The organism is Sphingobium scionense (assembly GCF_014197035.1).
In the GTDB taxonomy this organism is placed as follows: Bacteria; Pseudomonadota; Alphaproteobacteria; order Sphingomonadales; family Sphingomonadaceae; genus Sphingobium; species Sphingobium scionense.
In genome coordinates this window covers 1-23508 of the sequence record NZ_JACIEU010000032.1, presented here as the reverse complement: position 1 = coordinate 23508, position 23508 = coordinate 1, and the positions used below count along the sequence as shown (strand labels likewise).

27 protein-coding genes are annotated in these 23508 nt (G+C 62.4%); 12 read left to right on the top strand and 15 right to left on the bottom strand.

From position 1 onward, the window contains the following. Position 1 precedes the first annotated feature (1 nt). The 5 genes from GGQ90_RS24575 (at position 2) to GGQ90_RS24555 (ending at position 3844) form a co-directional block, all read left to right on the top strand. Positions 2 to 712: a CoA transferase subunit A gene (locus GGQ90_RS24575; RefSeq protein WP_072598969.1), complete on the top strand. Its 711-nt coding sequence runs from the start codon at positions 2 to 4 to the stop codon at positions 710 to 712. Further along, positions 712 to 1371: a 3-oxoacid CoA-transferase subunit B gene (locus tag GGQ90_RS24570; RefSeq protein WP_072598968.1), complete on the top strand. Its 660-nt coding sequence runs from the start codon at positions 712 to 714 to the stop codon at positions 1369 to 1371. Before GGQ90_RS24575 ends, GGQ90_RS24570 begins: the two co-directional genes overlap by 1 nt. Further along, a complete protein-coding gene (gene pcaF, locus GGQ90_RS24565) occupies positions 1371 to 2576 on the top strand; it encodes a 3-oxoadipyl-CoA thiolase (protein ID WP_072598967.1) in 1206 nt (401 codons plus the stop codon). The genes GGQ90_RS24570 and pcaF overlap by 1 nt, the downstream gene beginning before the upstream one ends. Positions 2577 to 2733: 157 nt before the next feature. Next, positions 2734 to 3138, top strand: a complete 405-nt coding sequence (locus tag GGQ90_RS24560) for an HPP family protein (RefSeq protein ID WP_158011126.1) — start codon at positions 2734 to 2736, stop codon at positions 3136 to 3138. 82 nt (positions 3139 to 3220) lie between these two features. Further along, positions 3221 to 3844, top strand: a complete 624-nt coding sequence (locus tag GGQ90_RS24555) for a glutathione S-transferase family protein (protein WP_072598965.1) — start codon at positions 3221 to 3223, stop codon at positions 3842 to 3844. Positions 3845 to 3872: 28 nt separating this feature from the next. Here GGQ90_RS24555 and GGQ90_RS24550 read toward each other — a convergent pair whose 3' ends face one another. From GGQ90_RS24550 to GGQ90_RS24480, 15 genes are all read right to left on the bottom strand, one after another. Continuing rightward, complete coding sequence (locus GGQ90_RS24550) at positions 3873 to 4226, bottom strand: hypothetical protein (protein WP_072598964.1); 354 nt, start codon at positions 4224 to 4226, stop codon at positions 3873 to 3875. Positions 4227 to 4252: 26 nt separating this feature from the next. Continuing rightward, positions 4253 to 5659, bottom strand: coding sequence for an LPD7 domain-containing protein (locus GGQ90_RS24545; protein WP_072598963.1), 1407 nt, complete (start codon positions 5657 to 5659; stop codon positions 4253 to 4255). A 13-nt stretch (positions 5660 to 5672) separates the two neighbouring features. Continuing rightward, a complete protein-coding gene (locus GGQ90_RS24540) occupies positions 5673 to 7613 on the bottom strand; it encodes a type IV secretory system conjugative DNA transfer family protein (RefSeq protein WP_072598962.1) in 1941 nt (646 codons plus the stop codon). Next, the gene (gene virB11 / locus GGQ90_RS24535; protein WP_072598961.1) at positions 7600 to 8610 is read right to left on the bottom strand and encodes a P-type DNA transfer ATPase VirB11; all 1011 of its coding nucleotides are present in this window, start codon (positions 8608 to 8610) and stop codon (positions 7600 to 7602) included. The genes GGQ90_RS24540 and virB11 overlap by 14 nt, the downstream gene beginning before the upstream one ends. Further along, positions 8607 to 9806, bottom strand: coding sequence for a type IV secretion system protein VirB10 (virB10, locus tag GGQ90_RS24530; RefSeq protein WP_072598960.1), 1200 nt, complete (start codon positions 9804 to 9806; stop codon positions 8607 to 8609). Before virB10 ends, virB11 begins: the two co-directional genes overlap by 4 nt. Further along, on the bottom strand, positions 9806 to 10663 hold the full coding sequence (gene virB9, locus GGQ90_RS24525) for a P-type conjugative transfer protein VirB9 (RefSeq protein WP_072598959.1): 858 nt from the start codon (positions 10661 to 10663) through the stop codon (positions 9806 to 9808). Before virB9 ends, virB10 begins: the two co-directional genes overlap by 1 nt. Continuing rightward, on the bottom strand, positions 10660 to 11343 hold the full coding sequence (locus GGQ90_RS24520; RefSeq protein ID WP_072598958.1) for a VirB8 family type IV secretion system protein: 684 nt from the start codon (positions 11341 to 11343) through the stop codon (positions 10660 to 10662). The genes virB9 and GGQ90_RS24520 overlap by 4 nt, the downstream gene beginning before the upstream one ends. Positions 11344 to 11638: 295 nt before the next feature. Then, positions 11639 to 12592, bottom strand: coding sequence for a TrbL/VirB6 family protein (locus GGQ90_RS24515; RefSeq protein WP_072598956.1), 954 nt, complete (start codon positions 12590 to 12592; stop codon positions 11639 to 11641). An 11-nt stretch (positions 12593 to 12603) separates the two neighbouring features. Then, positions 12604 to 12822, bottom strand: coding sequence for an EexN family lipoprotein (locus GGQ90_RS30030; protein ID WP_072598955.1), 219 nt, complete (start codon positions 12820 to 12822; stop codon positions 12604 to 12606). Next, the gene (locus GGQ90_RS24505; protein WP_072598981.1) at positions 12822 to 13535 is read right to left on the bottom strand and encodes a TrbJ/VirB5 family protein; all 714 of its coding nucleotides are present in this window, start codon (positions 13533 to 13535) and stop codon (positions 12822 to 12824) included. Before GGQ90_RS24505 ends, GGQ90_RS30030 begins: the two co-directional genes overlap by 1 nt. 5 nt (positions 13536 to 13540) lie before the next feature. Beyond that, on the bottom strand, positions 13541 to 15943 hold the full coding sequence (locus tag GGQ90_RS24500) for a VirB4 family type IV secretion/conjugal transfer ATPase (RefSeq protein WP_072598954.1): 2403 nt from the start codon (positions 15941 to 15943) through the stop codon (positions 13541 to 13543). Continuing rightward, entirely contained in the window at positions 15936 to 16292 is a 357-nt protein-coding gene (locus GGQ90_RS24495) for a VirB3 family type IV secretion system protein (RefSeq protein WP_072598953.1), read from the bottom strand. The genes GGQ90_RS24500 and GGQ90_RS24495 overlap by 8 nt, the downstream gene beginning before the upstream one ends. Before the next feature lie 4 nt (positions 16293 to 16296). Continuing rightward, positions 16297 to 16629: a TrbC/VirB2 family protein gene (locus GGQ90_RS24490; protein WP_072598952.1), complete on the bottom strand. Its 333-nt coding sequence runs from the start codon at positions 16627 to 16629 to the stop codon at positions 16297 to 16299. Next, complete coding sequence (locus GGQ90_RS24485) at positions 16626 to 17288, bottom strand: lytic transglycosylase domain-containing protein (RefSeq protein ID WP_246428429.1); 663 nt, start codon at positions 17286 to 17288, stop codon at positions 16626 to 16628. Before GGQ90_RS24485 ends, GGQ90_RS24490 begins: the two co-directional genes overlap by 4 nt. A gap of 14 nt (positions 17289 to 17302) precedes the next feature. Then, entirely contained in the window at positions 17303 to 17665 is a 363-nt protein-coding gene (locus tag GGQ90_RS24480; RefSeq protein ID WP_072598950.1) for a hypothetical protein, read from the bottom strand. A gap of 126 nt (positions 17666 to 17791) precedes the next feature. Between GGQ90_RS24480 and GGQ90_RS24475 the strand changes: the two genes are divergently transcribed. From GGQ90_RS24475 to GGQ90_RS24445, 7 genes are all read left to right on the top strand, one after another. Continuing rightward, the gene (locus tag GGQ90_RS24475; protein WP_158011124.1) at positions 17792 to 18205 is read left to right on the top strand and encodes a hypothetical protein; all 414 of its coding nucleotides are present in this window, start codon (positions 17792 to 17794) and stop codon (positions 18203 to 18205) included. A gap of 166 nt (positions 18206 to 18371) precedes the next feature. Continuing rightward, complete coding sequence (repC, locus tag GGQ90_RS24470; protein WP_072598948.1) at positions 18372 to 19640, top strand: plasmid replication protein RepC; 1269 nt, start codon at positions 18372 to 18374, stop codon at positions 19638 to 19640. Then, complete coding sequence (locus tag GGQ90_RS24465) at positions 19640 to 20173, top strand: hypothetical protein (protein ID WP_083579373.1); 534 nt, start codon at positions 19640 to 19642, stop codon at positions 20171 to 20173. Before repC ends, GGQ90_RS24465 begins: the two co-directional genes overlap by 1 nt. A 22-nt stretch (positions 20174 to 20195) precedes the next feature. Next, entirely contained in the window at positions 20196 to 21023 is an 828-nt protein-coding gene (gene trfA, locus GGQ90_RS24460; RefSeq protein WP_083579372.1) for a plasmid replication initiator TrfA, read from the top strand. Positions 21024 to 21401: 378 nt separating this feature from the next. Then, the gene (locus GGQ90_RS24455; RefSeq protein ID WP_072598945.1) at positions 21402 to 21953 is read left to right on the top strand and encodes a recombinase family protein; all 552 of its coding nucleotides are present in this window, start codon (positions 21402 to 21404) and stop codon (positions 21951 to 21953) included. Between the two features lie 55 nt (positions 21954 to 22008). After that, positions 22009 to 22230, top strand: a complete 222-nt coding sequence (locus GGQ90_RS24450; RefSeq protein WP_072598944.1) for a DUF6771 family protein — start codon at positions 22009 to 22011, stop codon at positions 22228 to 22230. A 440-nt stretch (positions 22231 to 22670) separates the two neighbouring features. Continuing rightward, positions 22671 to 23426 carry a ParB/RepB/Spo0J family partition protein gene (locus tag GGQ90_RS24445; RefSeq protein ID WP_188084224.1) on the top strand — a complete coding sequence of 252 codons (756 nt, stop codon included), beginning with the start codon at positions 22671 to 22673 and terminating at the stop codon, positions 23424 to 23426. Positions 23427 to 23508: the final 82 nt, after the last annotated feature.

Below are 23508 nucleotides of genomic sequence, written 5' to 3'. Positions count from 1 at the left end.
CGTGGCCAGCAAGATCTTCGCAACCCCTGTCGACGCGCTCCGCGATCTCCTGTTCGATGGAATGACAATCATGTCCGGCGGTTTCGGACTTTCGGGCAATCCGGAAAGCCTGATCCCCGAAATCCGCAAGGCGGGCGTCAAGGGCCTGACCATCATTTCCAACAATGCCGGTGCCGATGGCTTCGGCCTGTGGATGCTGCTGGAAAGCCGTCAGATCAGGAAGATGATTTCCTCCTATGTCGGCGAGAACAAGCTGTTCGAGCAGCAATATCTGTCGGGCGAACTGGAACTGGAGCTGAACCCGCAAGGCACGCTGGCCGAGCGCATCCGCGCGGGCGGTGCGGGCATCCCGGCCTTTTTTACCAAAACGGGCGTCGGCACGGTCGTTGCCGAGGGCAAGCCTATCGAGATTTTCGAAGGCGAGGAATATGTCCGCGAAACATGGCTGTGCGCCGACCTCGCCATCGTCAAGGCGTGGAAGGCTGATCCGGCGGGCAATCTGATGTTCCGCAAGACTGCGCGCAACTTCAATCCCAATATGGCGACCGCCGGCAAGGTGACAGTCGCCGAGGTGGAGGAGATCGTGGAAGCGGGTGCCCTTGACCCCGACTGCATCCACACGCCGGGCATCTATGTCGATCGGATCGTCAAAAGCACAGTGAACGAGAAACGGATCGAGAAGCTCACCACACGCGCAAGGGAGGCAGCATAATGGCTTGGTCTCGCGACGAAATGGCGGCACGCGCCGCCAGGGAGCTTCACGACGGCATCTACGTCAATCTCGGCATCGGCATCCCGACGCTCGTGGCGAACTACATTCCCGAAGGACTCGACGTTACGCTGCAATCGGAGAACGGAATGCTCGGCATGGGGCCGTTCCCCTACGAGGGCGAGGCTGACCCGGATCTCATCAATGCCGGCAAGCAGACCATTACCACGCTTCCGACATCGAGTTTCTTTTCCTCGGCCGACAGCTTCGCCATGATCCGGGGCGGCCACATCGATATGGCCGTGCTCGGCGCAATGGAGGTGGCCGCCAACGGCGATCTCGCCAACTGGACCATCCCCGGCAAGATGGTGAAGGGCATGGGCGGCGCGATGGACCTCGTTGCCGGCGTCAAGCGCGTCGTGGTGGTCATGGATCACACCAGCAAGACGGGCGCGCCGAAGATTTTGGAACGCTGCTCGCTCCCGCTCACCGGCAGGCAGGTGGTCGACTTGATTATCACCGATCTCGCCGTGATCGCCTGCGACAAAAAGGCCGGCGGCCTCACCCTTGCTGAGCTGGCGCCCGGCGTCAGCGTGGCCGATGTGAAGGCTAGGACCAGCGCCGCGATCGATACGAGAGCCTTCGAGAACGAGGCCGCGTGATGACCGACGCTTTTCTCTGCGACGCAGTTCGCACGCCGATCGGCCGCTTCGGCGGCACGCTCGCCGCCGTCCGCGCCGATGATCTCGCCGCTACCCCGATCAGGGCGTTGGCGGAGCGCAATCCCCGTGTGGACTGGCAGGTGGTGGACGATGTTATTCTCGGCTGCGCCAACCAGGCGGGCGAAGATAATCGCAATGTCGCGCGCATGGCCACGCTGCTCGCCGGCCTGCCCAAGGAAATTCCCGGTTCGACGGTAAACCGCCTATGCGGTTCCGGGCTGGATGCCGTGGGGCTGGCCGCGCGCGCGATCCGTTCGGGGGATGCCCAGCTTGTGATCGCCGGTGGCGTCGAGAGTATGAGCCGCGCGCCCTATGTCATGGGCAAGGCGGACACCGCCTTCTCCCGCGGACAGAGGATCGAGGACACGACGATCGGCTGGCGCTTCGTCAATCCGGCGATGAAAGCCCTCTACGGCGTCGATGCGATGCCGGAGACGGGCGAGAATGTAGCGCGGGAATGGAGTGTCAGTCGCGAGGATCAGGATGCCTTCGCGCTTCGCAGCCAGCAGAAAACGGCGGCCGCCCAGGCCAACGGTCGCCTCGCCGCTGAGATCGTGCCCGTCTCCATTCCACAGAAGAAGGGCGACGCGATCGTCTTTTCAAGGGATGAGCATCCGCGTCCGAGCACGACGCTGGAGGCGCTGGCGAAGCTCAAGCCAGTGGTTCGCCCTGACGGAACGGTGACAGCGGGCAACGCTTCGGGCGTTAACGACGGCGCCGCAGCAATGCTGATCGCCTCCGAAGCGGCCGCCAAAGCGAACGGCCTCAATCCCCGCGCGCGCATCGTTGCGATGGCAGCGGCGGGCGTTGAGCCGCGCGTGATGGGCGTCGGTCCGGTGCCGGCTGCGCGCAAGCTGCTTGCGCTGGGCGGCATCGGCATCGACCAGCTCGACGTGATCGAGCTGAATGAGGCATTCGCCAGCCAGGCGATAGCGGTGCTGCACGACCTCGGTCTTCGAGCCGACGATGACCGCGTAAATCGCAATGGTGGCGCGATCGCGCTGGGCCATCCGCTCGGCATGTCGGGCGCTCGCATCGCCATGACGGCGGCGGAGGAGTTGCATCGCACTGGTGGCCGCTATGCGCTGGTGTTCATGTGCGTCGGTGTGGGGCAAGGCGTCGGTGCGCTCCTTGAACGCGTATGAGCACGACACGTCGGCTTTGCGCGACGAGTCAACGCAAGTCTCCGACGTCGAGGGAAGCTCAGCGCCGAACGGGGCGCTCGTGGCCGGGAAGCCGCAAGAACGATCCAAACGATCATTCCCATCCCCGCTGGCTGCGGCGATTGGGGGCGGCAGTGCCATGGGGGCTGTCGTGGGGCTACTGGTGGCGATTTCGCAGGCGTTCTCGACCGCACTCGTGATTACGTCTCTGGCGTCAAGCGCGGCGACTGTGATCGGGACGTCAGGGACGCCACCAACCCGCCCCCGCGCGATCCTGTTCGGCCACATCTCCTCGGCTTTGTGTGGCCTTCTGGTCGCCGCCATGATGACGCCTGGCCCGCTCGCATATGGGATCGCCGTCGGTCTCGCGAGTGCCGTAATGATTGCAACCCAGCGGCTTCATCCTCCCGCAGCGGCAAATGCGATCATTTCATTTATCTATCAGGACACCATGGTCGCCTACTTATTCGCGATTGTCGCGATCGCCGCAATGATCGCATTGCTATCGGCAATTTTGCGTGCCCGCCTGAGTGTGCCACGCTAAACTGGTATTGCCCCAGCGTAGAAGCCACCCTTAAGTAGCAAAACACGGTGTCCAGCGGATCGCAAACCCGGACGAATTCTGTATGCTCCAACTTCTCGGCAGGCGCACTTCATCGAACGTCCAGAAAGTCCTCTGGCTGTTGACCGAACTCGGTCTCCCGTATGAGCGTCAGGACTATGGCGGCCCCTTCGGAGGCAACAGGGCTGCCGACTATCTGCGCCTCAATCCGAATGGTGTCGTTCCAACCCTACGTGATAGCGGCACGGTCGTCTGGGAATCTAACACGATCCTGCGATATCTGGCCAATAAGGTTGCTGCGACCTCTCTCTATCCAGTCGACGCGGCGGCCAGATCCCATTGCGAGCGGTGGATGGATTGGCAATTGAGCACGTTGAATCCGAGTATCACCCCGCTTTATATCACGCTGATCCGCACACCGCATGTTGATCGTGATATGGGCCGTGTGGCGGAAACCGGGCGGCAGGTCCGCGATCACTTTCAAATCCTTGATCGCTGGCTGACTCGAAATTCGTTTCTGGCGGGGAACCAATTCACCCTCGCCGACATCGCTGTCGGGATCTACGCCTATCGCTGGTATAATCTCGATGTCGATCGGGGGGCTGATCTGCCGCAGGTGCGGGGATGGTATGAGCGTCTCGCGCAACGGCCTGCGTTCCAGAACCACGTCATGATCGGTCTTTCGTGATCGATCCGGCGCGGCCAGCAAGATCAGGCTATCGGCTCTTGTCGATGCGGCGATATTCTGCCGGTGGAAAAGACCGCTTGTCATCGACAACCTTGCTCAGCACCTTGCTGACGAAGAGGGAATCACTACCGGATGAGTTTTCCCTGCCGCCGCGCCGGTGCATGGTGGACTCCGATCCAGTCCGGAGCCGAACAGGCTCAAAGGACTTCCCTTCGGCCAGCGCGCCGGCGATGCGCTCGCGCGCGTTACGGATTATCTCACCCCTGAGTTCAGGCTTGTCGTGAAGCGCGTTGTTCAACAACGCCTCCATGAAGCGGAAATTGCTATCAGCGGCCCGTTTATTGGCTTCGCCGCCCGGCTCCGGCCGTTTTTTTCGCGCCATGGTGATTCTCCTGCTGGCGTCACGGTCTAGCGATTGCGTTGCCGCTCTGGCGGGCGATGTTCGCGTTGAGGTGCCGGCGCCGGCGATCGTTGCCGGGACGCCGCCGTGCGCCGTGCAGCCGGTTGTTCGGCCTCGCGCTCTGGGCCGCCTCGGACGCGGGCAGGTTTGATATCCCGCCCCTCCCCAAGCTGATCGGCAATCTGTTCCCGCGCGATCCGCATGACGCGATCCGCAGTTTCCGGTGAAGCTTCGAGCGCGCGTCGGACTACAATGTCCATTGCGCGAAGCTGGCTTTGGGCGGCGCGCTCATTGCGGCGCGTGCGGTCAGCAACCCCGTTGGCCCTCTCTCGCTCCTCGCTGTTCCAGGGCGACGTTCCGGGCTTGCGATCCGAATCTGGCGCATGGAGGCGCTTCTGATCGGTCAGATCACGCACCAGGCGCGGATCGCGATCGCCGCGCTCGACATACCAACGGCCGACAAGGGCCATGTCATAATAGTGATTGTCGGCGATCGCCGAGGCAATCTCCGCATGAGCACGGGATTTGCCGGCAAAGCTGTCCATCGCGGTCATTGCTCTATCGACGCTTTGGGCACCGCGCGTCCGGCTGTTGCTGTCATCCGCATACGTCCATGCCCAGTCGGCAGAGGCATAGGCCCTGTTCGCCGCCCGCGCTTCGGTTGGGTCCAATCCTGCCCGAAGCATGGTCACGCTGATCGCCCGATCGAGCGCTTCGGCCGTTGGGCGCCTATAGCCGTCAACCGGCGTCGGGAGGGATCGCGTCGGCGATGAAGCGGGCAGGTCCTGGGGCTGCGCCCTATCACGGGGCCGTGCTTCCCGGTCTGGTGCGGAATCTGCACCCTGCGTTGGCTCAGCAGGTGCTTCCCGTGCTTGATGCCGCTGAGGGACCGGCGCGATGCTATTACGCGCCTTGTCGTTCCTTATGCGGTCCAGCTCCTGTAAATCCCGGTCTGTCGGCTTATAGCCTCGCACGGCGATCCCGCGCTCCGCCGCCTCGAACCACACCGCGCGGCGAAAAGTCTCGCTGCCCGCAACCTGAACTCGGTCCCAGCCCCGATGTTCGGCGACGGTGACGAGATCCTTGGCGACCTCCCGGCTGTCATTGTCGGTGACAAGCCGGTTGCCTCGGTCCTGAAAGGCCGGCTTGTCGGCTGTCGGTGTGCTGAAATAGGCGGGATCGCCCGTCCAGCGCGAAGGTTGGGTATAATAGCGGCGCTGCACCGCCTCCGGCATATCACCGGCGTTGAAGGAAGGATCGCGCTTTCGTTCGGCCCCGTTGCGCAGTTCGATATCCGTCGCCGCGCGGTCCGCCTTTTCCTCCTGCTGGGATCGCTGATTATCCGGATCGCGGCGGAATACGCGGGTCAAGTCCGCCCAGATGCTGTTTCGGCCGCCATTTTGCTGTTCGCTCATCTTGCCCTCTCCTTCAGGCCGGCTCGCGCTGATCGGTTGCGCGTGCTATCATCTGTTCAACAAAAGCCTTGGCCTCGCCTTCGCTGGCGCCTCTCTTGGGCACTTCGATATCGTCAAGCACCAGCGCGTCAGCGGGAATGACGACGTTCCCGCTAATCTCCGCGTCGGTCATCTCCCTATCTGGTATCTGGCCCGTGTCCGTCTCGCCCGGCACATCGTCCGCGACTGGCGCAACGATCTTCTCTTTTTCATCCGCTGCGTTCGCCAGCGGCGGACCCGACGGAGCGGGGCGAGGAGCAGCGGGGCGAGCGTGAGCGGGTAGCGGGTGCGCCTCGATTTCTGGTGGTCGCATCAATCGGCGCTTAAAAACGGGCATCCGATAGTAGAACAGCTTTTTCGCCCGGATCGGCGGGATACCCGCGCGCAGCACCAGCATGTCCTTGCGCGACATCTGCATCAATTCCTGCGGCATCAGCAAGGCGCGACGCTGATCGCTCTCCGTTGTGCTGCGATTGGCGAGGAGGCCGTGTATTGTCAGGCTCTTGGATTTCGCCTTGAAGCTGTAGAAGCCCAATCGTTCCGATAGCTCCTTCGCCACGTCCAGCTCTTTGGGCGTGAAGGCAACTTCCACGCCGCAATTCGTGATGATCGAGCGGGCGACCTGATCGCCATAGAGCGCGCGCAATTGGGACTGTCCCTGGATCACCGGCAGCAGACGGAACCCATAGCCCGCGATGAAGGAGAAGCTGTTGGCGATCGTCATCGCGCGGCCGAGCTGGACAAACTCATCCAGCAAAGCCAGAACCTGCACCTTGAGCGTGCTGTCCTCTTCGGGCAGCGTGCGGGTGTTGAGGTCGACAAGCTGTTGCAGCAGCAAATTATAGACCGGCGCCACACGCTCCATATTGTCGGGCGACACGCCGAGATAGAGCGACATTCGGCGACGACGCAGATCGCGCATGTCGAAATCGCTTATTGAGGTCGCAGCATCGACATAGGGGTTGAGCCACAGGCTGAGCTTCGACGTTATTGTCTGCCGGACGCTGGAGAATGTGTTGTCCGATCCGCTCGTGAAGTCAGCAATGGCATTGACGCAGGGCATGGAAAGCCGGACCCCGGCCGTGGCGGCTTCCTCCACCAGCTTGGGCAGCGTCGTTTTTGGATCGCCTTGTGTCATCAGGCGATAGATTTCGCCGATCGTGAACGGCCGATGCGGCATGGCGGCGATATAGGCCCCTGTGCCGATGAAGCCGGTGCGCGCCGATTCCGCCCAGAACGGATCGCCCCTGTCCGGGCTGGGGAAGAGCATCAGCGCGATCTTCTGCAATTCATCAATGACGGCGACCTGATCGTCCCGATTTATATAAGAGAGTGGATTGTAGCGCGCCGTCCGCCCGTCGGTGGTGAGCGGGTCGAACAGCCAGACCTCTTGCCCGCCTGCCTGGCGAAATCCTGCCGTGCGTTGCCAATTCTCGCGTTTCACATCGAGCACGACGACCGAATCCGGCCAATTGAGCAGATTGGGAATGACAATGCCCACGCCCTTGCCCGACCGAGTTGGTGCTTCGAGAAGGACATGCTCGCTTCCCCCGAACGTCAGGAAACGCCCGCCTTTGCGGCCGAGGATGATTCCGCGGTCAGCGCGTAAATCCTCGCCCGCAATTTCGCTCTCGCGGGCAAAGCGGGCCGCGCCATGGAGCGGCCGACGCTGCCGCAGGACGATCAGCCCGCCTACGGCGCCGATCAGACCCGCGACGCTGTAGCCTCGTAGTAACCAGCTCCGTAGCGCGGGATCGCCCCTGTAATACCAGAGCCAGGACGGGAGCACCGTGAGATCGATACCCGTGCGAAGCTGTTTCAGGCCCGCCAGTGCGACCACCAGCGCGATCGCCGTGGCGAGGAGGACTGCGGCGAAGGCTCCGCCGCCAAACAGCAGCGCCCTACGCGTGGGCATCTATCCCGTCTCCCTGCGGCGCGAAGTGAACTTCCTCGACGCCAAACCGACCCGCATCCTTCCGGGTTTGGACAATGACGTCGACCAGCATTCGGAGCAGCCCGCGAATATCATCGCGCGCAAGATCGCGGCCGCCTTCCGATTCCTTGACGAGCAAGGTGAGCTGTTCAATCGCGCCGGCGGCCGACCCGGCATGGACGGTCGTGATCGAGCCGGGATGCCCGGAATTGACGTTCCGCAAATAGAAGAACGCGGTGCCGTCGCGCAGCTCCTGAAGGAGCACGCGATCGGGCCGCATCCGCAGGGCGCTTTCCAAAAGCTGCTTCGGGCCGACCTTGGCGAGACCTTGCCCGTCGTTGGCATAGACGAGGTGGACAGTATTGCGATGCGGAACGACCAGCTCGCGCGCGTCCTCGATCGTAACCAAGCGCTCGCCATCGGGAATGAGTTGGACCAGCGCCTTGGCAAAGGTCGTCTTGCCGGAGCCGGTCGCCCCGCTCACGAGGATATTCTTGCGCGACTGGACCGCGAGGCGGAAAAAGGCTGGCCAATCACCGGCATCGCGCAGCGCCAGCAACCGATGGTCCGCCTCCGATATGCCCTTGCCGCCAACGCGGGTCAGGGAAAACAACCCGCCATCGGCCAGATCGTCAATGCCAAGCGTGACCTGCGATGGCTTGCGGATCGTGAAGGAAGGCGTATCGGCTGGCGCTACGGGTGGAATGACAATCTGGCAGCGCTCGCCACCTGGCAGGACGGTCGAGCAGATCGGCGAGGCCGGCAAGATGTCCTGACGTGTATGGGCGGCGGCGGCGGTCGCAAGGGTCGTGAGCCACGCCGGCGTCAGCGCAGGGACATCAAGCCAGCGCCAGCCCTGCCGGTCCTCGATACCGACCTCGCCGGGACGGTTGATGACCAGCTCCGTCACATCGGCCGGCGCGAGCAGTGGCGCGATCGGCTCCAGATAGTGCCGCAAGACCGAAATATCGGCTGTCATGGGGACCGCCGAAGCTGAAGGCCATAGACATCAGCGAAGTTGAAATCCTTCGCGACGAAGATCGCCACTTCCTCGCCCTGGTTCTTTTTCAAGACGGGCCTGATCTGCATATTGTGCTGAAGCGCGATGCCAGCGGCATCCGAAGGGACGCGCACGGTATTATCGGCTTGATCGGCACCGGCGATTCTCTGCCCGGCAATATAGGCGGCATCATCGACCAGCGACATGAGCAATGCGCCGCCGAAGCGCGCCCAGAAGAAGGTATCGACCGCCCCGGCCAATCCGGCGCGGCCAAGCGCGTCCGCTCCGGGCGAGGCCAGATCGATGCGAACACCTTGCGGCGTGACGGCGCGGGTCCACAGCACGAAAAGCCTGTTCTGGCCCTGTTGAAGCCCGCCGCGATATTCGCCGAGGATCTTGGTGCCCTTTTCCATAAGGACGACGCGACCATTTTCCGAGAACACATCGCGCGGAATGATGCACGAGACATAGCCCGGCTGGGCCGAGTTCATCGCGGTTTCGAGAATGCAGGGGATAAGCGTCCCGGCGGTGATAAGAAAATTTCGGTTCGGAAGCATCGAAGCGCGCGCTTCTCCGATTGCCGACGACTGGCGGAGGAGATCGAGGGCATTGGGCGCCTGCCCCTCCCCGTCAGTGCTGTTGCTCCCGCCTATGCTCGCTGGCATCGCAGTCGGGGCACCCGCTGTCTCTCCGGCCGCGGGCGTCGCCCATTGCCTGCCGCCATAGGCCACCAGCGTCGAGCGTCGGGCATTGTCGGCAAGGGTCGCGGCAGGATCGCGCCGCCCTTCCCCGGCCGCGCCCTGCGGTGGCGCCGAGGGGTCAATCGCCGGAACGGCCTGGCCTTCTGGGGGTGGCACCAGTTGCGGGGGCGGCTGTATGCCGGTTCCCGTTACTCGCGGCGGCTCGTAGGCCACGACCTGCCGGGCCTTACTATCGGGTCGATCGGCATTGGCATTGCGCGTCATCAGCGCGCTTTCGCCATTGTTCCTGCTTGTGCCTGAATTGACCCAGATGATGCCGATGACCATCGCCACACCCGCGAGCACAAGGGCGCCGGTGCGCTTCGCCGGCGATATGGCGGTTACGGGCGTAATGCCACGATCGATATCGGCCGCTTCGGGCGTGGGATCGAGAATGCGGCCGCTTGGGGGTGTTCCCGGGGACTGCGAGGCCATCAGTCGTTCCTCCGCTGCATGGTCCGGTCGACATGCGGCGAGCCGGTATTGGTCCCGTAATCGACGCCCCATTGCGGCGGCGATTGATTGTAGATGCACAGCACCTCGCGGCCGCGGCGTAACCGGAACTGTTCGGCGACGGCGTGGACCACCACGAACTCATCGCGCACATCGAACGGGACGAGCGTTTCGCTGCCGTCCGGCCTGACGAGGTAGATCGCGGGAATCTCCCGGGTCGCCGGGAAGCGAAGCACTGTGAACTGCCCATTGTCCGATACTTCGGAAGGTTGGAGCGCGGCCGATCCCTGGACCTTGTAGGCCAGATTGCGCGGCCCCTCGATCACACCGCGATCGAGCGCGCCTTTGATCGCAGCGGCTTCGACGGCCGCGAGACGCACGGCATCCTGTGTCGCCGCGAGGCGGGCGGCGCGCTCCCGCTCATCTTCAGGATAGCGGAACCGGACCTGAAAGAAGGTGTTCGGCGATCCGGCCGTGATCGGGCCGCTTCTCGCGCTCAGCTCGAATGTATAGTTGCGCAGCGTTCCCCCGCGCGACGTGGTGACGATCAGATTGGTGGCGCCGGCACGTTCGCGGGGCTTGAGAAATAATATGTGCCCCGCCACGGCGACTTCCCAAGATACGGTGTCGCCGAGCGCCACATGCTCGATCGTCTCATCCGACCCCAGCAGGATTTGCGTGGCCGTCCGGAACGTGCCGACAATCCTATAGACTTCCCGCTCATTGTAATCGACCCAGCGCATGCGCGGATCAGCCGGATCAGGACGGGGCGTTTCGGCGGCCATCGCCGTCCCGCTCGCCAAAAGTGCCAGAATGAAGACTGTCGTCCGGCCGATCATTGTGCCACCTCCGGATCAGCTCTGTAGGTGAGCACCTGGAAGCCGAGGGGATTGCGATAGCGGTCTCCCTCTTCCATCGGGGCGTTGGTATAGGCAAAGCTGACTGTCGCGATCCAGTCGCTCGACGTCTCTTCGGCATCGACCCGAACAATGCGCGTGAAACGAACATTGGCGACTTTGGAGTTGATGAAGGCGATGTTGCGCACGCGCGCGTCCACCACCGTGTTCGTGCCCCACTGATTGCGCGGACTTTGCGGATTGGAAGGGCTGGCGGCGGCCTGCCAACGCTTCTGTTCCGAAGGAGTCGACAAAATGGCGACCTGTCGAAAATTCTCTTCTGCCGCCGAGGCAAGCCAGCTTTCGCGCGTCCGAACATACAACGCGAGGAAATATTTCGTGACGGCTTCATCATAGCCGATCGGCTTTGCGCCGGTGATGGCGGTCTGGACATCCACCGCGCCGGTGGTCTGATTAACGCGGATGACGAACGGCTCCACCGTCTTAAGCGGGGAGAGCGCTGCGACCGCAAGCACAGCCGCACAGGCGACGATGCCCGCGATTCCGGCGATAATCCATGCGAGACGTCGCGATCGAATGGCGTCGCGCACGCGATCCTGGTCCCAGCTCCGGGCTTCCTGAAAATAGGCCCGCAGCCCTTCAGCCTCGACGCCTTCGGCCATTATCCCTGTCCTCCGCAGGGGCGCAGCGAGGCGAGACGCGCCTTTTCTTCGGTATCACGCCACGCGCCGGTTGCGGGCGGCGGGGGCGGTGCTTCATCGGCGGCGGCGGGCGAGCCTGGCTGCTCTCCGCCCGGAAGCACGGTCCCATATATGTTGACGTCCCGCAGGTGCTTCCCATCGCAGGTTGCGAGCTTCGGCGGGTTGGTCGATGCGCATCCGGCTGCCCCCAGCAGCGCGATCGCGGGCACGACGCCCAACGCTCCTCTCCCGAACCGATCCATCCCGCTCTCTCCCTTCATCTGGCGCGCAGTGATCCGCCGCTTGCAGTTCTGCCCCGGCCCAACATGCGACTTGCGCCGCCGCCCACGGCGCGGCCCGCGCGCGCGGCCTGCCCGATTCCTGCGGCCGTATTGCCCGCGAAGTCCCCGACACCGAGCGCGGCCCCCATGGCGATCCCCGACGCGATCGTGGGCGCCAGCAGGAAGAAGACGGTTCCGAGAATGAGATAGGCCGCGAACAGGGCCGCCCCGACCGTCACATCGACGATCCCCTGCGACTGCGAGAGCGCGGTTTCGCCGAGATCCGTGATGAGCGAAGTGATCGCGATGATGACGCCCATCAGGACCAGATAGTTGAACGCCTGGCTGAGCCAGCCATAGAACATCCGGCGAGTGGCCTCGAACAACGCGAGCGCGATGAACAGCGGTCCCAAAGCGATGATGATCGCCAGCGCCACCTTGGCAAAGACGGTGACGGCGAAGCCGATCGCAGCGGACAGACCCGCGAGCACGTTCAGGGCCAGCGCGACCAGATAGAGGACGAGCTTCCAAGGGTTGACGTCATAATAGGTCGCCGCTTCCTCCCTGATCCGTAGGATCAGCGCGTCGGCCTGCGCGTAATAGTTATCGAATGCGCCGCCCACGCTGTCGATCGTCTTGCCCGCGAGCGCTTGGGCGATGGCGTCGGGCATCGAATGGAAAAGGGGTTGGGTAATCCATTCGGAATAGGCCACGGTCGTTGCGGCCAGATAGAGAATACAGAGCTTCACCATCCGATAGAACAATTCGCTCCACGGCTCCGAAATGACGCCGCGCATCACGGCATAACCATAAAGAACGATGTAGATGGTCAGGCCGACCGCCAACGGCCCACGGATGACGTCGACCATATTGGTCAGCCGTTCGTTGAGGAACAGGTCGAGCTTCCCGTCGATATTATCGTAGATGCTTTCAAACAGATGGCTCGCCATCCCAGCGCCCTCTATTGTCCCAGTGAGCCACGCGCCTTGCGCAAGATGTCGACATCGGCCGCATTCGCGCACTCCTGGGGCACGTTATGAGTGCCGTCGGCGCAAGCCTTCAGCACTGCCGCCAATTCGTCCGGATGCCGCTCGAAATGATCCTTGCCGCGCGGCTCTGACGTGCAGGCGCCCGTGGCCAGAGCGAGCGCGACAGCGGTGAGGGGCAAGCAGGCACGCATCACGGCTTGCCGAGGCTTTCATAGGCTTGCGACAGAATGCGTTCCGATTCCTGCTGAGCGCGAAGCCGTTCGCCGGCCGCCTGGCGCATCGCCACCGCCTGCAATTGCATAGCGTCATTCTGGATATGCGCGGTTTCCACACCGATCCGGGCCTGGATATCGAGCACGTCCTTGGCATCGGTTGCGCCGTCGAGCGCACCCCGCAATTCCTCCAGTCCATCCGTGCGCTTTTGTGTCACGTCATAGGCTGTTTCGGCGAGCGCGGCGTCCCTTGCCGCCTCGTTGCCCATGGTATCGAGGCGACCGCGCGCATCGAAGGATGCTTGCGGTGCGCCAACGGCGAGCGTCGGCAGGTTTACGCGTCCGACATCGCGGATCGTCGTCGCTCGATTACCGATGGCGCCCAACCCCTCCGGCCCCTCGTTCATCAGCACGGCGATGTCCCGTGCTTCGGGAGGAAGCCACCGGCGCACGGCGTCCTGGCTCAGCGATGTCGCGATGCCGTTCACATCGGTCAGTTTGTTGAGGCTTCCGAACAGCGCCTGCGCCTCGCTGATTTGCTGCTTGCCCTGTTCGATCATTGAGAGCGTGTTCTTCACGGTGGCAAGCGCCTGAGCAAAGCCGCTTTGGTCATAGACTGGAATGCCCTGCGCGGCGGCGGGGGTCGCCGCCATGGTCGCCAGCACGGCGGTCGCCATCAATGGTTTGCGCATGATCGTCATCCTTTCGAGACTTGGGGCGAGCGCCGCCGCTGGTGGAAAACCGGAAGCCAGATCGCTGGATCGTCGCCGACTTCGGCACGGATGGTATCGAGAAGCGCGACCGTATCTGCCCTGCCTGAGAGCACGGTCAGTTCGTTGTCGAGCCCGCCAAGGTCGAGTTCGACAACGATGGAATCGTGCCCCTGCTTGACGAGGAACCGCCGTTGTTCCGGGATCAGCTCGTGGCGGATCAGGTCGAATTCCTTCCCCGTCAGGCCGAGGCCCTTGATATAGTCGTCGGGATTGCCGTTCGGGTTGGGCAGGATGATCTTCGTCGCCATCTGTTCGATGATGCTGTGGGCGATCGGCGATTTGAGCGTGTCGGCCGGACTCTGGGTGCCGAACACGAAGAAGGCGTTGAGCTTGCGGTAGGTTTTCAGGCCATCCTGCGCGAACTCCTGAAAGCCCACATCCTCCAGCGGTCGCCACACCTCATCAATGTCAAGCACGAGCGGCTGACCAGTCAGCAACGCATCGATCCGGTGGAACAGGTAGAGCATCACCGGCGAACGGATTTCTGGATTTTCGAGGAAATCCGTCATATCAAAGCCGATGAAGCGAGCATCGAGACTGAGCGCGTCCTTTTCATTGTCGAACACCCAGCCCAGCGCGCCGCCCCGGCACCACTTTTCAAGGCGCGCGCCGATGCCTTCGGCGTCGCGCTGTCCGAGAAGCTGGCGCAGCGCACCGAACGAGCGCTGATCGGCAGGCAGGCGGGAGAGCGACACCAGGCCATCGCTGATCTGGCGTTCCTCGGTCACGTTGAGCGTGCCGTTGCGCGGCGTGACGAGCTGGCGGATCAGCTTTTCCAGAAACGCGAGATTGCGCGGGCTATTGTCGAGGCCCTTGAGCGGCGCGAAGCCGGTTGGTTCACCGTTGCGCAGGGTCAGATAGGTGCCGCCGCTGGCGCGGACATAGATTTCCGCGCCGCGATCCTTGTCGATGAATATCTGCTGTGCGCCTGTCTTTTCGAGCTGCGCCATAAGGAAATTCTGCACCACGGTCTTGCCGGTGCCAGTCGGACCGATAATCAGCGTGTGGCCGATATCGGCGTGGTGGAAGTTGAAATAATAGGGCGATTGAGCTGCCGTCTTGAGCAGTGCCACCGCCTGCCCCCAATGGTTGCCGCTGGCCTTGCCGCTCGGATAGGTGTGGAACGGGGAAAGTGCCGCGAAATTGCGCGACGTGATCGCAGCAGGCCGCGAGCGCCATGGGAAGTTGCCGGGAAGCTGCGACCAGAAGGCCGCTTCCAGCGCCGGTCCCTCGCGGGCTGCGACGAGGCCCGCATCGGCCAGCGCTGCGCGCGCGCCGGAAAGATTATCGTTCAACCGTCGGATGCTGTCGCCGAACACTGCCAGCGAAAAATGATGCTCGCCCAGCACGAAGCGATTGCTTTGCAGATCATCGGCGGCCGCGATCAGATCTTCGGCCTGGCTGGACGCGGCATCTTCGGTCGATGCCATCTGGTTCTGCCGGCGCCGCAACCGCTCAGCAGCTCGTGCCTTACCCATGAACGCGAAGGATTGAGACACGACGAGCGGGAAGTCCGCACTTAGTAGCGCGTTCAACTGGCCCGGACGGGTTGCCGCCGGATATTCCCGAATGCCGAACATGCCGATGTAGCGGCTGCGATCATGGGCGCGGACCTCGATTGTCTCGCGACCGAAGATCAGCCGTTCGCCATAGAGCGCGCCGCCTAGATGACCGCGCACCAGAGGGACTCGCCGGTGCACCCCCATCATCACCATTTCCAGAACTTCCATCGGCTCTGAAAACATGATGCCGCCATATTCATAGGTCCCGAGGCGACGAGGGGCACAGCGCCCCAGCAGCTTTACCGTATCGCGGGCTTTCTCTTCGAAGCGGAGCAGTTCGTCCGCGTCGATTTCCTCATCTTCGCGCCGGGCTTGCGATATGCGCTTAAGCAGCACGGCCGTTCGATCCGCCGATCCAGCGGCAGGGCGCATCACAAGGGTCAGATAGATTTCATTGACGAACATCCGCCGCGCCGTAACCCGCTCGCGATAGCGGGCATCGAGCGCCGCGGCGAAGGCAGACCGGAAGCGACCTTCAGGATAATCGGCGACATCATGGCGAACGATATGCGTCCAGAGCGCAAGACGATCATCGGCGATGTTGCGCAGCACGCCGTTCAGCTTTTCATGCCAGTCATTGAGATCGGCGGGATCAGCCGTCTCGAACGACAGGCCGTCGAGCCGGAACATGGTCATCAGGTCGCGATTTTCGAGTGCGACGACATATGGATCGACATGCCGGACATAGGGCAGATAGCGGCCCGGCTCCGTTTCGTTTCGCAGAACGCGCCACGGCGTCCGTTCCGCTGCCGCTCCCCTAGCCATGATGAAATCCCCGGCGCTTGAGGCCCGCGACGGGCAGCGGCGAATAGGAGCTTCCGCCCCACCATACCCGATTGCGGCAACGTGCCTTGGTGCGGGTCCACAGCATGAGCAGCCGGAAGGCATTGGCATCGTGACGCACGACGAGCCGCGCGACCGCAAAGGCCGCACCACCGAACGCAAGCGCATAGAGCGGATTGCCCGTGACGATGAGCGTCACACAGGCGGCGAGCGCGATGGGTAGCGATGCCTCGATCGGCACGCCCAACCACATCGTCGGTCGCGTGACGGCGAGGAATAGGATTTCCTCTCGCAGCTTCTCCTGATTGCTGGACGGATTGGCCGCGCGCATGGGATCAGCCTCCCGTAATCGTATCGACTATCCACTCCGCGCTGAACACGATGAATATGCCGACAATGATGGTAACGAGGAGCGGCAGGCTGGCGCGGCCCGTAAAGAACATAAAACCGACGATCACGACCGCGATGACCGAAATGGTCTTGGCAAACGTGCCGGTCAGCCAGGAAAGGATATTCTGCGCCATCGACGTGATGCCGTCAGCCGCCTGCGCATAGGCCGGATCGGTCATCACCATGCTCACCGCAGCGGCCAGCACGAGCAGGCCGAAGCATCGTTTGATCGCCGGTAGATTGACCGGCAGCGGACGGACGACACGCGGAAAGGTCATTGCATCATTTCTCCTTGAAGCTCCTCGACTTCCTTGAGGCGGCCGAAAATGAGCGCTGGCGCGGCGGGCCGCGCGAACACGTCCCATTTGGGTGCGGCTTGAGCGACCTCGGAAGGCGTCGGAGGCGGCGCTGGCGCGATGGGGGTGGATCGCCCCTCCCCTCTTGCAACCGCTTGAGGCGGAGCCGGGGCCGCTGCGCCAAGTCCTCGCCTGACGATCGCGGCCGAGCGGTAAACGCGCGCCACATAGCCGTTGGCAAAACCCCGGCGCGGCTTCCCGGTATTATAAAGCGAAAGCGCGATCCCCATTGCTTCTGGCCCGCTCGCGCCCCCGCGCGCGGCCGTGCTGTAATTTAGGCCGATAACGCGCGCGGCTGCTGCAAGATTTCGGCAAGGATCGAATGTGTCCTCGACGCTCAGGCCGAGCCATCCGAGATTGTTACTGTTGATCTGACCAAGGCCCAGATCGACGCTGTAGCCTGCGGCGATATAGCGCTGGGCTAGTGCCGCGGCGTCGGCCGCGCTGGTGGCAGGCCGCAGCTTGGGGCCGCCGTTGACGTTGATCGCCAGCGTATCGAGTTCGCTTTCGGCATGAGCAATCGCGAGAATCGTCGCTGGGGCCACCGACGGAGCGCATTGCCGCGCCAGATCGAGGGCCATGGCGAACGAAACAATCATTGCGAGCGGACCTGACCCACCGCTTCATTGGACGCCGCTCGCTCGATGCCGGCGAGCGAATAGGTTACGACCCGCCCGTCGGCATAGGTCATTTCGACCCGGCGCCGCGTGCTGCTGTCCTTATTGCGCACCTTGGTTTTGACGACGCCGCCCGCCGTGCAGGACGGAAAAGGCTTGCCCAACGCGAGCTGACGCCACAGCTTCGAGATTGGCGGAACGCATTGCTGATATTGTGTTGGCCCGCCCGGATTGGAGAGGCACAACAGAACCTGACAGCCGAAATCGCTTGCGAGGGCCGGTGCAGGCGCAAACGTGGCGAGCAGCGCTACGCTTGCTGAGACGGCCAGAGGCTTTCGCATCTCTCCTCCCCCTTCTTATGGGCGATCTGTTGTTGTAACATAATAGCCCTATTGTTTTACAAGGGCAAGCATCGTTACACAGGCATAATTGCGATCAGGAGTCGGGAGTCGGGGGAGACAGAGAGGATGAGCCTGAGATATCCGCATGAAGTCGGTAATTATGCGGAAAGTTGTTATCGTTCTTCCGTGCTGGGTCAGAGTAAAGCACCGAAGATATCAATAGAGTTATCGCGTCTGACTATGCGACGATCGCGTCCAAATCGCGATCTGCGGCTAAGATGGCTTCCCGATCCAGCTTGTTTCGCTGTCATTATCGCCGATGGCACGAATCTTCGTGGAGCATATCGCCAAAAGCACGAGGATTCGCGGGTGGTCATGCAGGGCCGCTCCGGCGATGTCTTGACCATGCACAGCCATGCCCTCCCGATTCTCGCGAAAAGGTTCGCCGAACCGACGGGGCGGCTGCGCATGTGGAAATCCGGCAGCAAAGGGCGCGCGCGCTGCCAGCGGATGAACGACGCGCGGAAGGAGCTTTGGTGAGGGCATAAAAAACCCGGCCAGTGGCCGGGCTTTTCGAGGGCCTGCAAGCAAGCCGGTGTGACGACCTCTAGCTATACGGTCCTTCGATAAACAACAAGTCCTAAACGCGCGATTCCGCGCCACGGATCTTTTGTGTCCGCACGGGCTCCAGAATTGGAGTGACCGAATGATGTTGTCTATCCCGCAACCAGGCGCCGGATATAGGCGCTACGATACGCATTTCGCGGCGGCTGAGGCGACTGCCCAGCAGTTCCGGGGCTTTTCAGGCCGCACCACCCATGGTCAGGCCCTTGCCGCTTTCAAGCGCGCCGCGACCAGCATAGGCGCCAGCGCTCGGATCGTGCGTCTGATCGACCTGCTTTTCGCATGGACAAAGCCACAGGACTGGCAGGAAGGCCGCCAGCCTTTAGTCTGGCCCAGCAACGAGCGCTTGGCGGAGGAGCTGGGGGTAGAGGTGCGGCAGGTGCAAAACCTGCTGCGCAAGGCCATAATGCTGCGCCTGATCGTCGCGCAGGATTCTCCGAATGGCCATCGTGGCGGTGCGCGTGGCGACGATGGTTATATTGTCTGGGGCTACGGCTTCGACCTGCGGCCGATCGGCGCGCGCATGATGGAGTTTACCGAGATCGCCGAGCGTGCCACAGCCGTTCGTCGCGAGAAGCAGGAACTGCGCCGGCGGCTCACCATTGCGCGCAAGACGATTGCTCAGCTCGCCCAGACGGCCATTGATGAGGGCCTAGAGGGCTGTAACTGGCTGGAGGAAGTCGAGACGGCCCGCATGATCGTCGACCATGCACGGGGCCTTACCGATATCGAAGCCCTTGCCCGCCTCGTGCATCAGATCGAGCTTCGCAAGCGCCGCGTCCATCTCGCCTTCATCACCGCCTCGACGGCCGCTGACGGTGCGCAAGACGCCCGAAAATTGGTGGATAATTCAGTAGATATTACACCCACCGATGAAGCGAATTGCACCCACTATACAACTACAACCCAACTCCAACCTGCTAATGCAGAAATACGTAATAGCTTGGCAGGGGGCAGTAGCGGCGAGGGAGGCGCTTCTTCTTCACCGGCATCGCGTGTCGAAACGGACCTCGACAAATACGGGATCGACGTCGATTTTATCGGCAAGGCGTGCAGCGAGATTTGCTGGGAACTGGACCTCAGCACTCGAACGTGGCGCGATTTGATCGCCATCGCTGAGCAGCAGGCGACCTATCTCTTCATCAACAATCACACCTGGCGGGAAGCCTGCCGGATAATGGGCCGGCGCGGTGCGGCCGCGGCGATGATCGCCGTCGCGCACAAGGAACGCGAGGGCCAAGTGACCAACGCTGGCGGCTATCTGCGCGCCATGACCCAGCGCGCGACGATCGGTGAGCTGCACCTAGGCCGGACCTTTCATGGTCTCCGCGAGGCGGCGGAGATCCAGTGATGCTCGATCCAACGAACGAACGTGCTTTCGGCGATGATCGAAAATCGACCGGGCGCGACGCTCGCGGCAAAGAAAAATCGCTGTTTTCCGGGGTTTCCGACAATGCCGATCCCACGATTGCGCGGATTTCGGCGCTCGTGGACCCAAATCCAGCCATCGGCGAAAGCACGAAAGCAGCCGCCGCACGGGCATTGTCGATTCGTCTATGCGAATCAGGTTGCCTTGAATCGCTGAAAGCACGAATCCGGGCGTGCCCAAGAATCGGCGAAAGCACGAATCGAACGGTCATTTTCCGGCGATCGGCCTCAACGTATCGTGCAAAACCGTTCTCCAAACCGCCGGAAATGCGTCAAAGATTCGTGCTTTCAGCGATGGAAGGGGGTGTCCCGGTTTACTTCGCATCGGAGCGGGGACAATCTGAGAATCGGAAAAAGCGCGGCGGATTCGTGCTTTCGGCGATCAGAAAGAGGAAGGACCGGGGTGGCCTCCAGCCAAGGCGACCTTTTTGTATTCGACAGCCCCCTGCATGGTGATGTTCGGGGTGAGCGGTCCATTATGGCCTTCCCCTTCTTCGCCCTCACCAAAACCGCCCAGATGAAACCGATCGAATATCATTCGGAGAATGTGTCGATCGAGGTGCGCCCAAGCCAAAATGGGGTCGCCACCATCTATGATAAAGAAATCGTGCTCTACATCGCCAGCCTCATGGCCGCGAAGCTCCGCGAAGGCGAGCCGGTCGGGCAGGATTTTACGTTCACCGCGCATGACTTTTTCCGGGTGACAGGAACCAGTCTTTCGGCTCGCTCCTACACTCGCCTTTCTGAAGCCTTGTCACGACTTCAGGGCACGCAGATCCGGACCAACATCGAGACCGGCGGCGAGGGCGAAGAAGGTTACTTCTCTTGGCTCGCTGAGGCCAAGCTGGCTTATTCGACGCGCGGGCGCGGGGGCGATAAGAGGCTGAAGGCGGTTCGCGTCCGGCTTTGCGACTGGCTATATCGCGCGATCAAGCTGGATCAGCGCATCCTCGCCTATCATCATGATTACTTCTCGCTGGGGCCGATCGAACGGCGCCTATACGAGCTGGCGCGCTCCCATTGCGACGGCGACGAACCATGGGAGATCGAGATCGAGGTGCTTCGTCGCCATGTCGGCAGCAACGATACGGCGCCGCGCTTCAAACATACCCTGAAAGGCATCGCCGAGGCTGATGAGCTTCCGGAATATCAGATGGCGCTTTATGATGTCGTGGTGCCGCCAAAACCCGGTGCGCCCAAGCCGCGCCGACGCGAGGTGCTTACAACGGTTGTTATCACGCCTCGCGCGAATCGAACCCGCTCGCATCCTATTCCCCTGACCACTCAGCTTGTGCCCGCTGTTTGACCTCGTTCGGGGTGTGCGCGTTCCTCAGCCTCAGCAAAGTCTCTTGGCCTTCGTGCTTTGGCCGATTAGAGATCAAGGCAACTCACGGAGACGTGAGCTGAGGCATGGAAACCTTTCAAGCGCAGCTTCTCGGTCGGCATTTCGGCCGGGTGGCATGCGCGCATGTCCAACCGGCAACGGTAAAGGCGCATGCGCGCTGCGCTGTGCCAGTGTTTCCAACACCCGGCTTTGGGCCGGCACGCCTCTCGCCCCGGAGACGCGTCGCCGGCAGGGCGCGATTTTTTCGGTTGTGCAGCGCCTGCCCGGACCGCGGCCATCGATCATGCCAATTTCGCCAGCATTGCAAGGCTACCTTCCCACAACGCAGGGGAGGCTCCGATGGCAGCGCGTTTGATTGGTTATGCGCGCGCAACGCTTACCGGCCCGTCGCTGGACGATCAGGAAAAAGCATTGCGCAAGGCAGGCTGTAAGATCATTTTCCGCGATGATCTTCCCCAGCGCCCTACCCGTCGCTTTGCGCAGCGTGCCGCTGCTATCGAGGATCTTGAGAAGGGTGATATCTTCGTCACTGGCAGCCTCGATCGAGTGGCATCTTCGCTTCCTGACCTGGTTGCAACGATTTGGTCGATTATTTGCCTCGGATGCGGTGTGCGCACGCTGGCCGAACCGCTGAAGCTCGACCCCGATGGTGTCGATGGAGGCCGCGCTGTTGTCGGAGCGCTCGCGGCCGCCGCCAAAGTCCAGAACGCGGAAGTTTATGCCGAATCCGAGAGCAAGCGCCGCGTCCGCCGCGGCCGAAAGGACGCCCTCGCGGACGAGGATTGGCCTAAGGTAGCGGAAATGCTGGAAAAGCAGAGCGTGTCAGACGTGGCACGTCAGCTCGGCGTTAGTCGGCCGACGATCTATCGACTCCGCAAGCGCATGGAATAGCCCGGCACCGCCGGCGCATCTTGCCTTTTCGTTCTTTTTTTGTTCTCATCGTTCTATGGAACGAATCGAACAGGATGCGCTATCCGCCATCATTCTGGCGGCGCCGGGATGGGCGCGCGTTGGTTTGACGATGCCGGACGAAGAGTTACGCGAGCGGGCCGCAAATGCACTGGCGGCCGCGATCATCGAAGAATTGATCGGCACGTCTAGCCCCGACGCCAATCAACTCGCGCTGCCGCTTGATGTCAGGCCCGAAGGCGAACGCGCTCCCCAATAGCGCCGTAGAGAGCCTTCGGGCTTCGGAGGTCCGGGTTACGCGATCGAGGGGGGAAGTCTCCCCCTGAGTTCGAGCCGCTTCGCCGTCTCGCCCTACCCCCTCTGCGGGGGGACGCGTCCCCCCGCAACGCCCCCTGCCCGCTTCCACGTCGCCCAGCTCGCCGGCACGACCCATGCCGCCTGGTCGACGCCGCGGCCGATCAATGACGCCGCCCAGGGCGGCGAGATCCTTGTGTCTGTCGGGGAAAGGGGCGCGCGGCCCCCTCTCCCCAGCAACGATAATCAGCCGGACCGAGGCTCGCTGCGCTGCGCCCGCACCACCCCGGCAGATTTTCGCTGCCCCCCTCTCCCTCCGCGTTCTTGGGCGTCCGTGTCCGCCAAGGCCGATGGCGAAAGGAGCCATCGGCCTGACGGCCAATTGAAAAGCAAGGAGAAAATGAAATGACGACGCTCAATATTCTTTGGAATGATCTTGTTGCGACCCCGCGCAATGTTCGGAAGGTCAAGACCGGGATCGAGTCCCTAGCTGCCAGCATGGCATCCGAGGATGGACAGATTCAGAACCTTGTCGTGATCGCCCGCGAGGACGGCAAATATGAGGTTATCGTTGGCGAACGCCGCAGGCGGGCCGCCGTCCATAACGTCAAGACGAAGGTATGGGGCCGCGATGCGACGTTGCGCTGCGAATTGCGCGACGGCAAGAATGCCACATCGATTAGCTATGCGGAGAATGCAGAGCGTGAGGACATGCATCCCGCCGACGCGATCCGGGCTTTTGCGACCTTGCGAGATGAGGGGTTCACCGAGGAAGCTATCGCCAATCGCTACCTCTATGATCTGGCCGAGGTCCGCAAGACGCTGGCGCTCGCCGCTCTTTCCCCGAAGGTCATCAACGCGCTTGCGGCCAATAGGATCGACGTCGCTTGCGCGCAGGCGTTCACCCTGACCGACGATCACAAGCGGCAGGAGCGAATCCTGAAACGCTATCGCACCGCCCATGAGGTCCGCCGTGCCCTTACCGAAACCAAGGTGACGACCGGGCACCGGCTGTTCAGCTTTGTCGGTATGGATGCCTATCAGGCAGCGGGCGGCACCATCACGGGCGACCTGTTCTCCCCCAAGGGGGAAGGCTATGCCGACGATCCCGATCTTGTGCAGCGGCTTGTCGATGAGAAGCTGGATACGGGGGTTGAGTAGCAACGGAACAGAAAACCTACATAAGGCAGCACGCCTCGAGGCCCCGCGCCCTTCCGGAATGGTAGAAAGTGGTGGTTTCCTG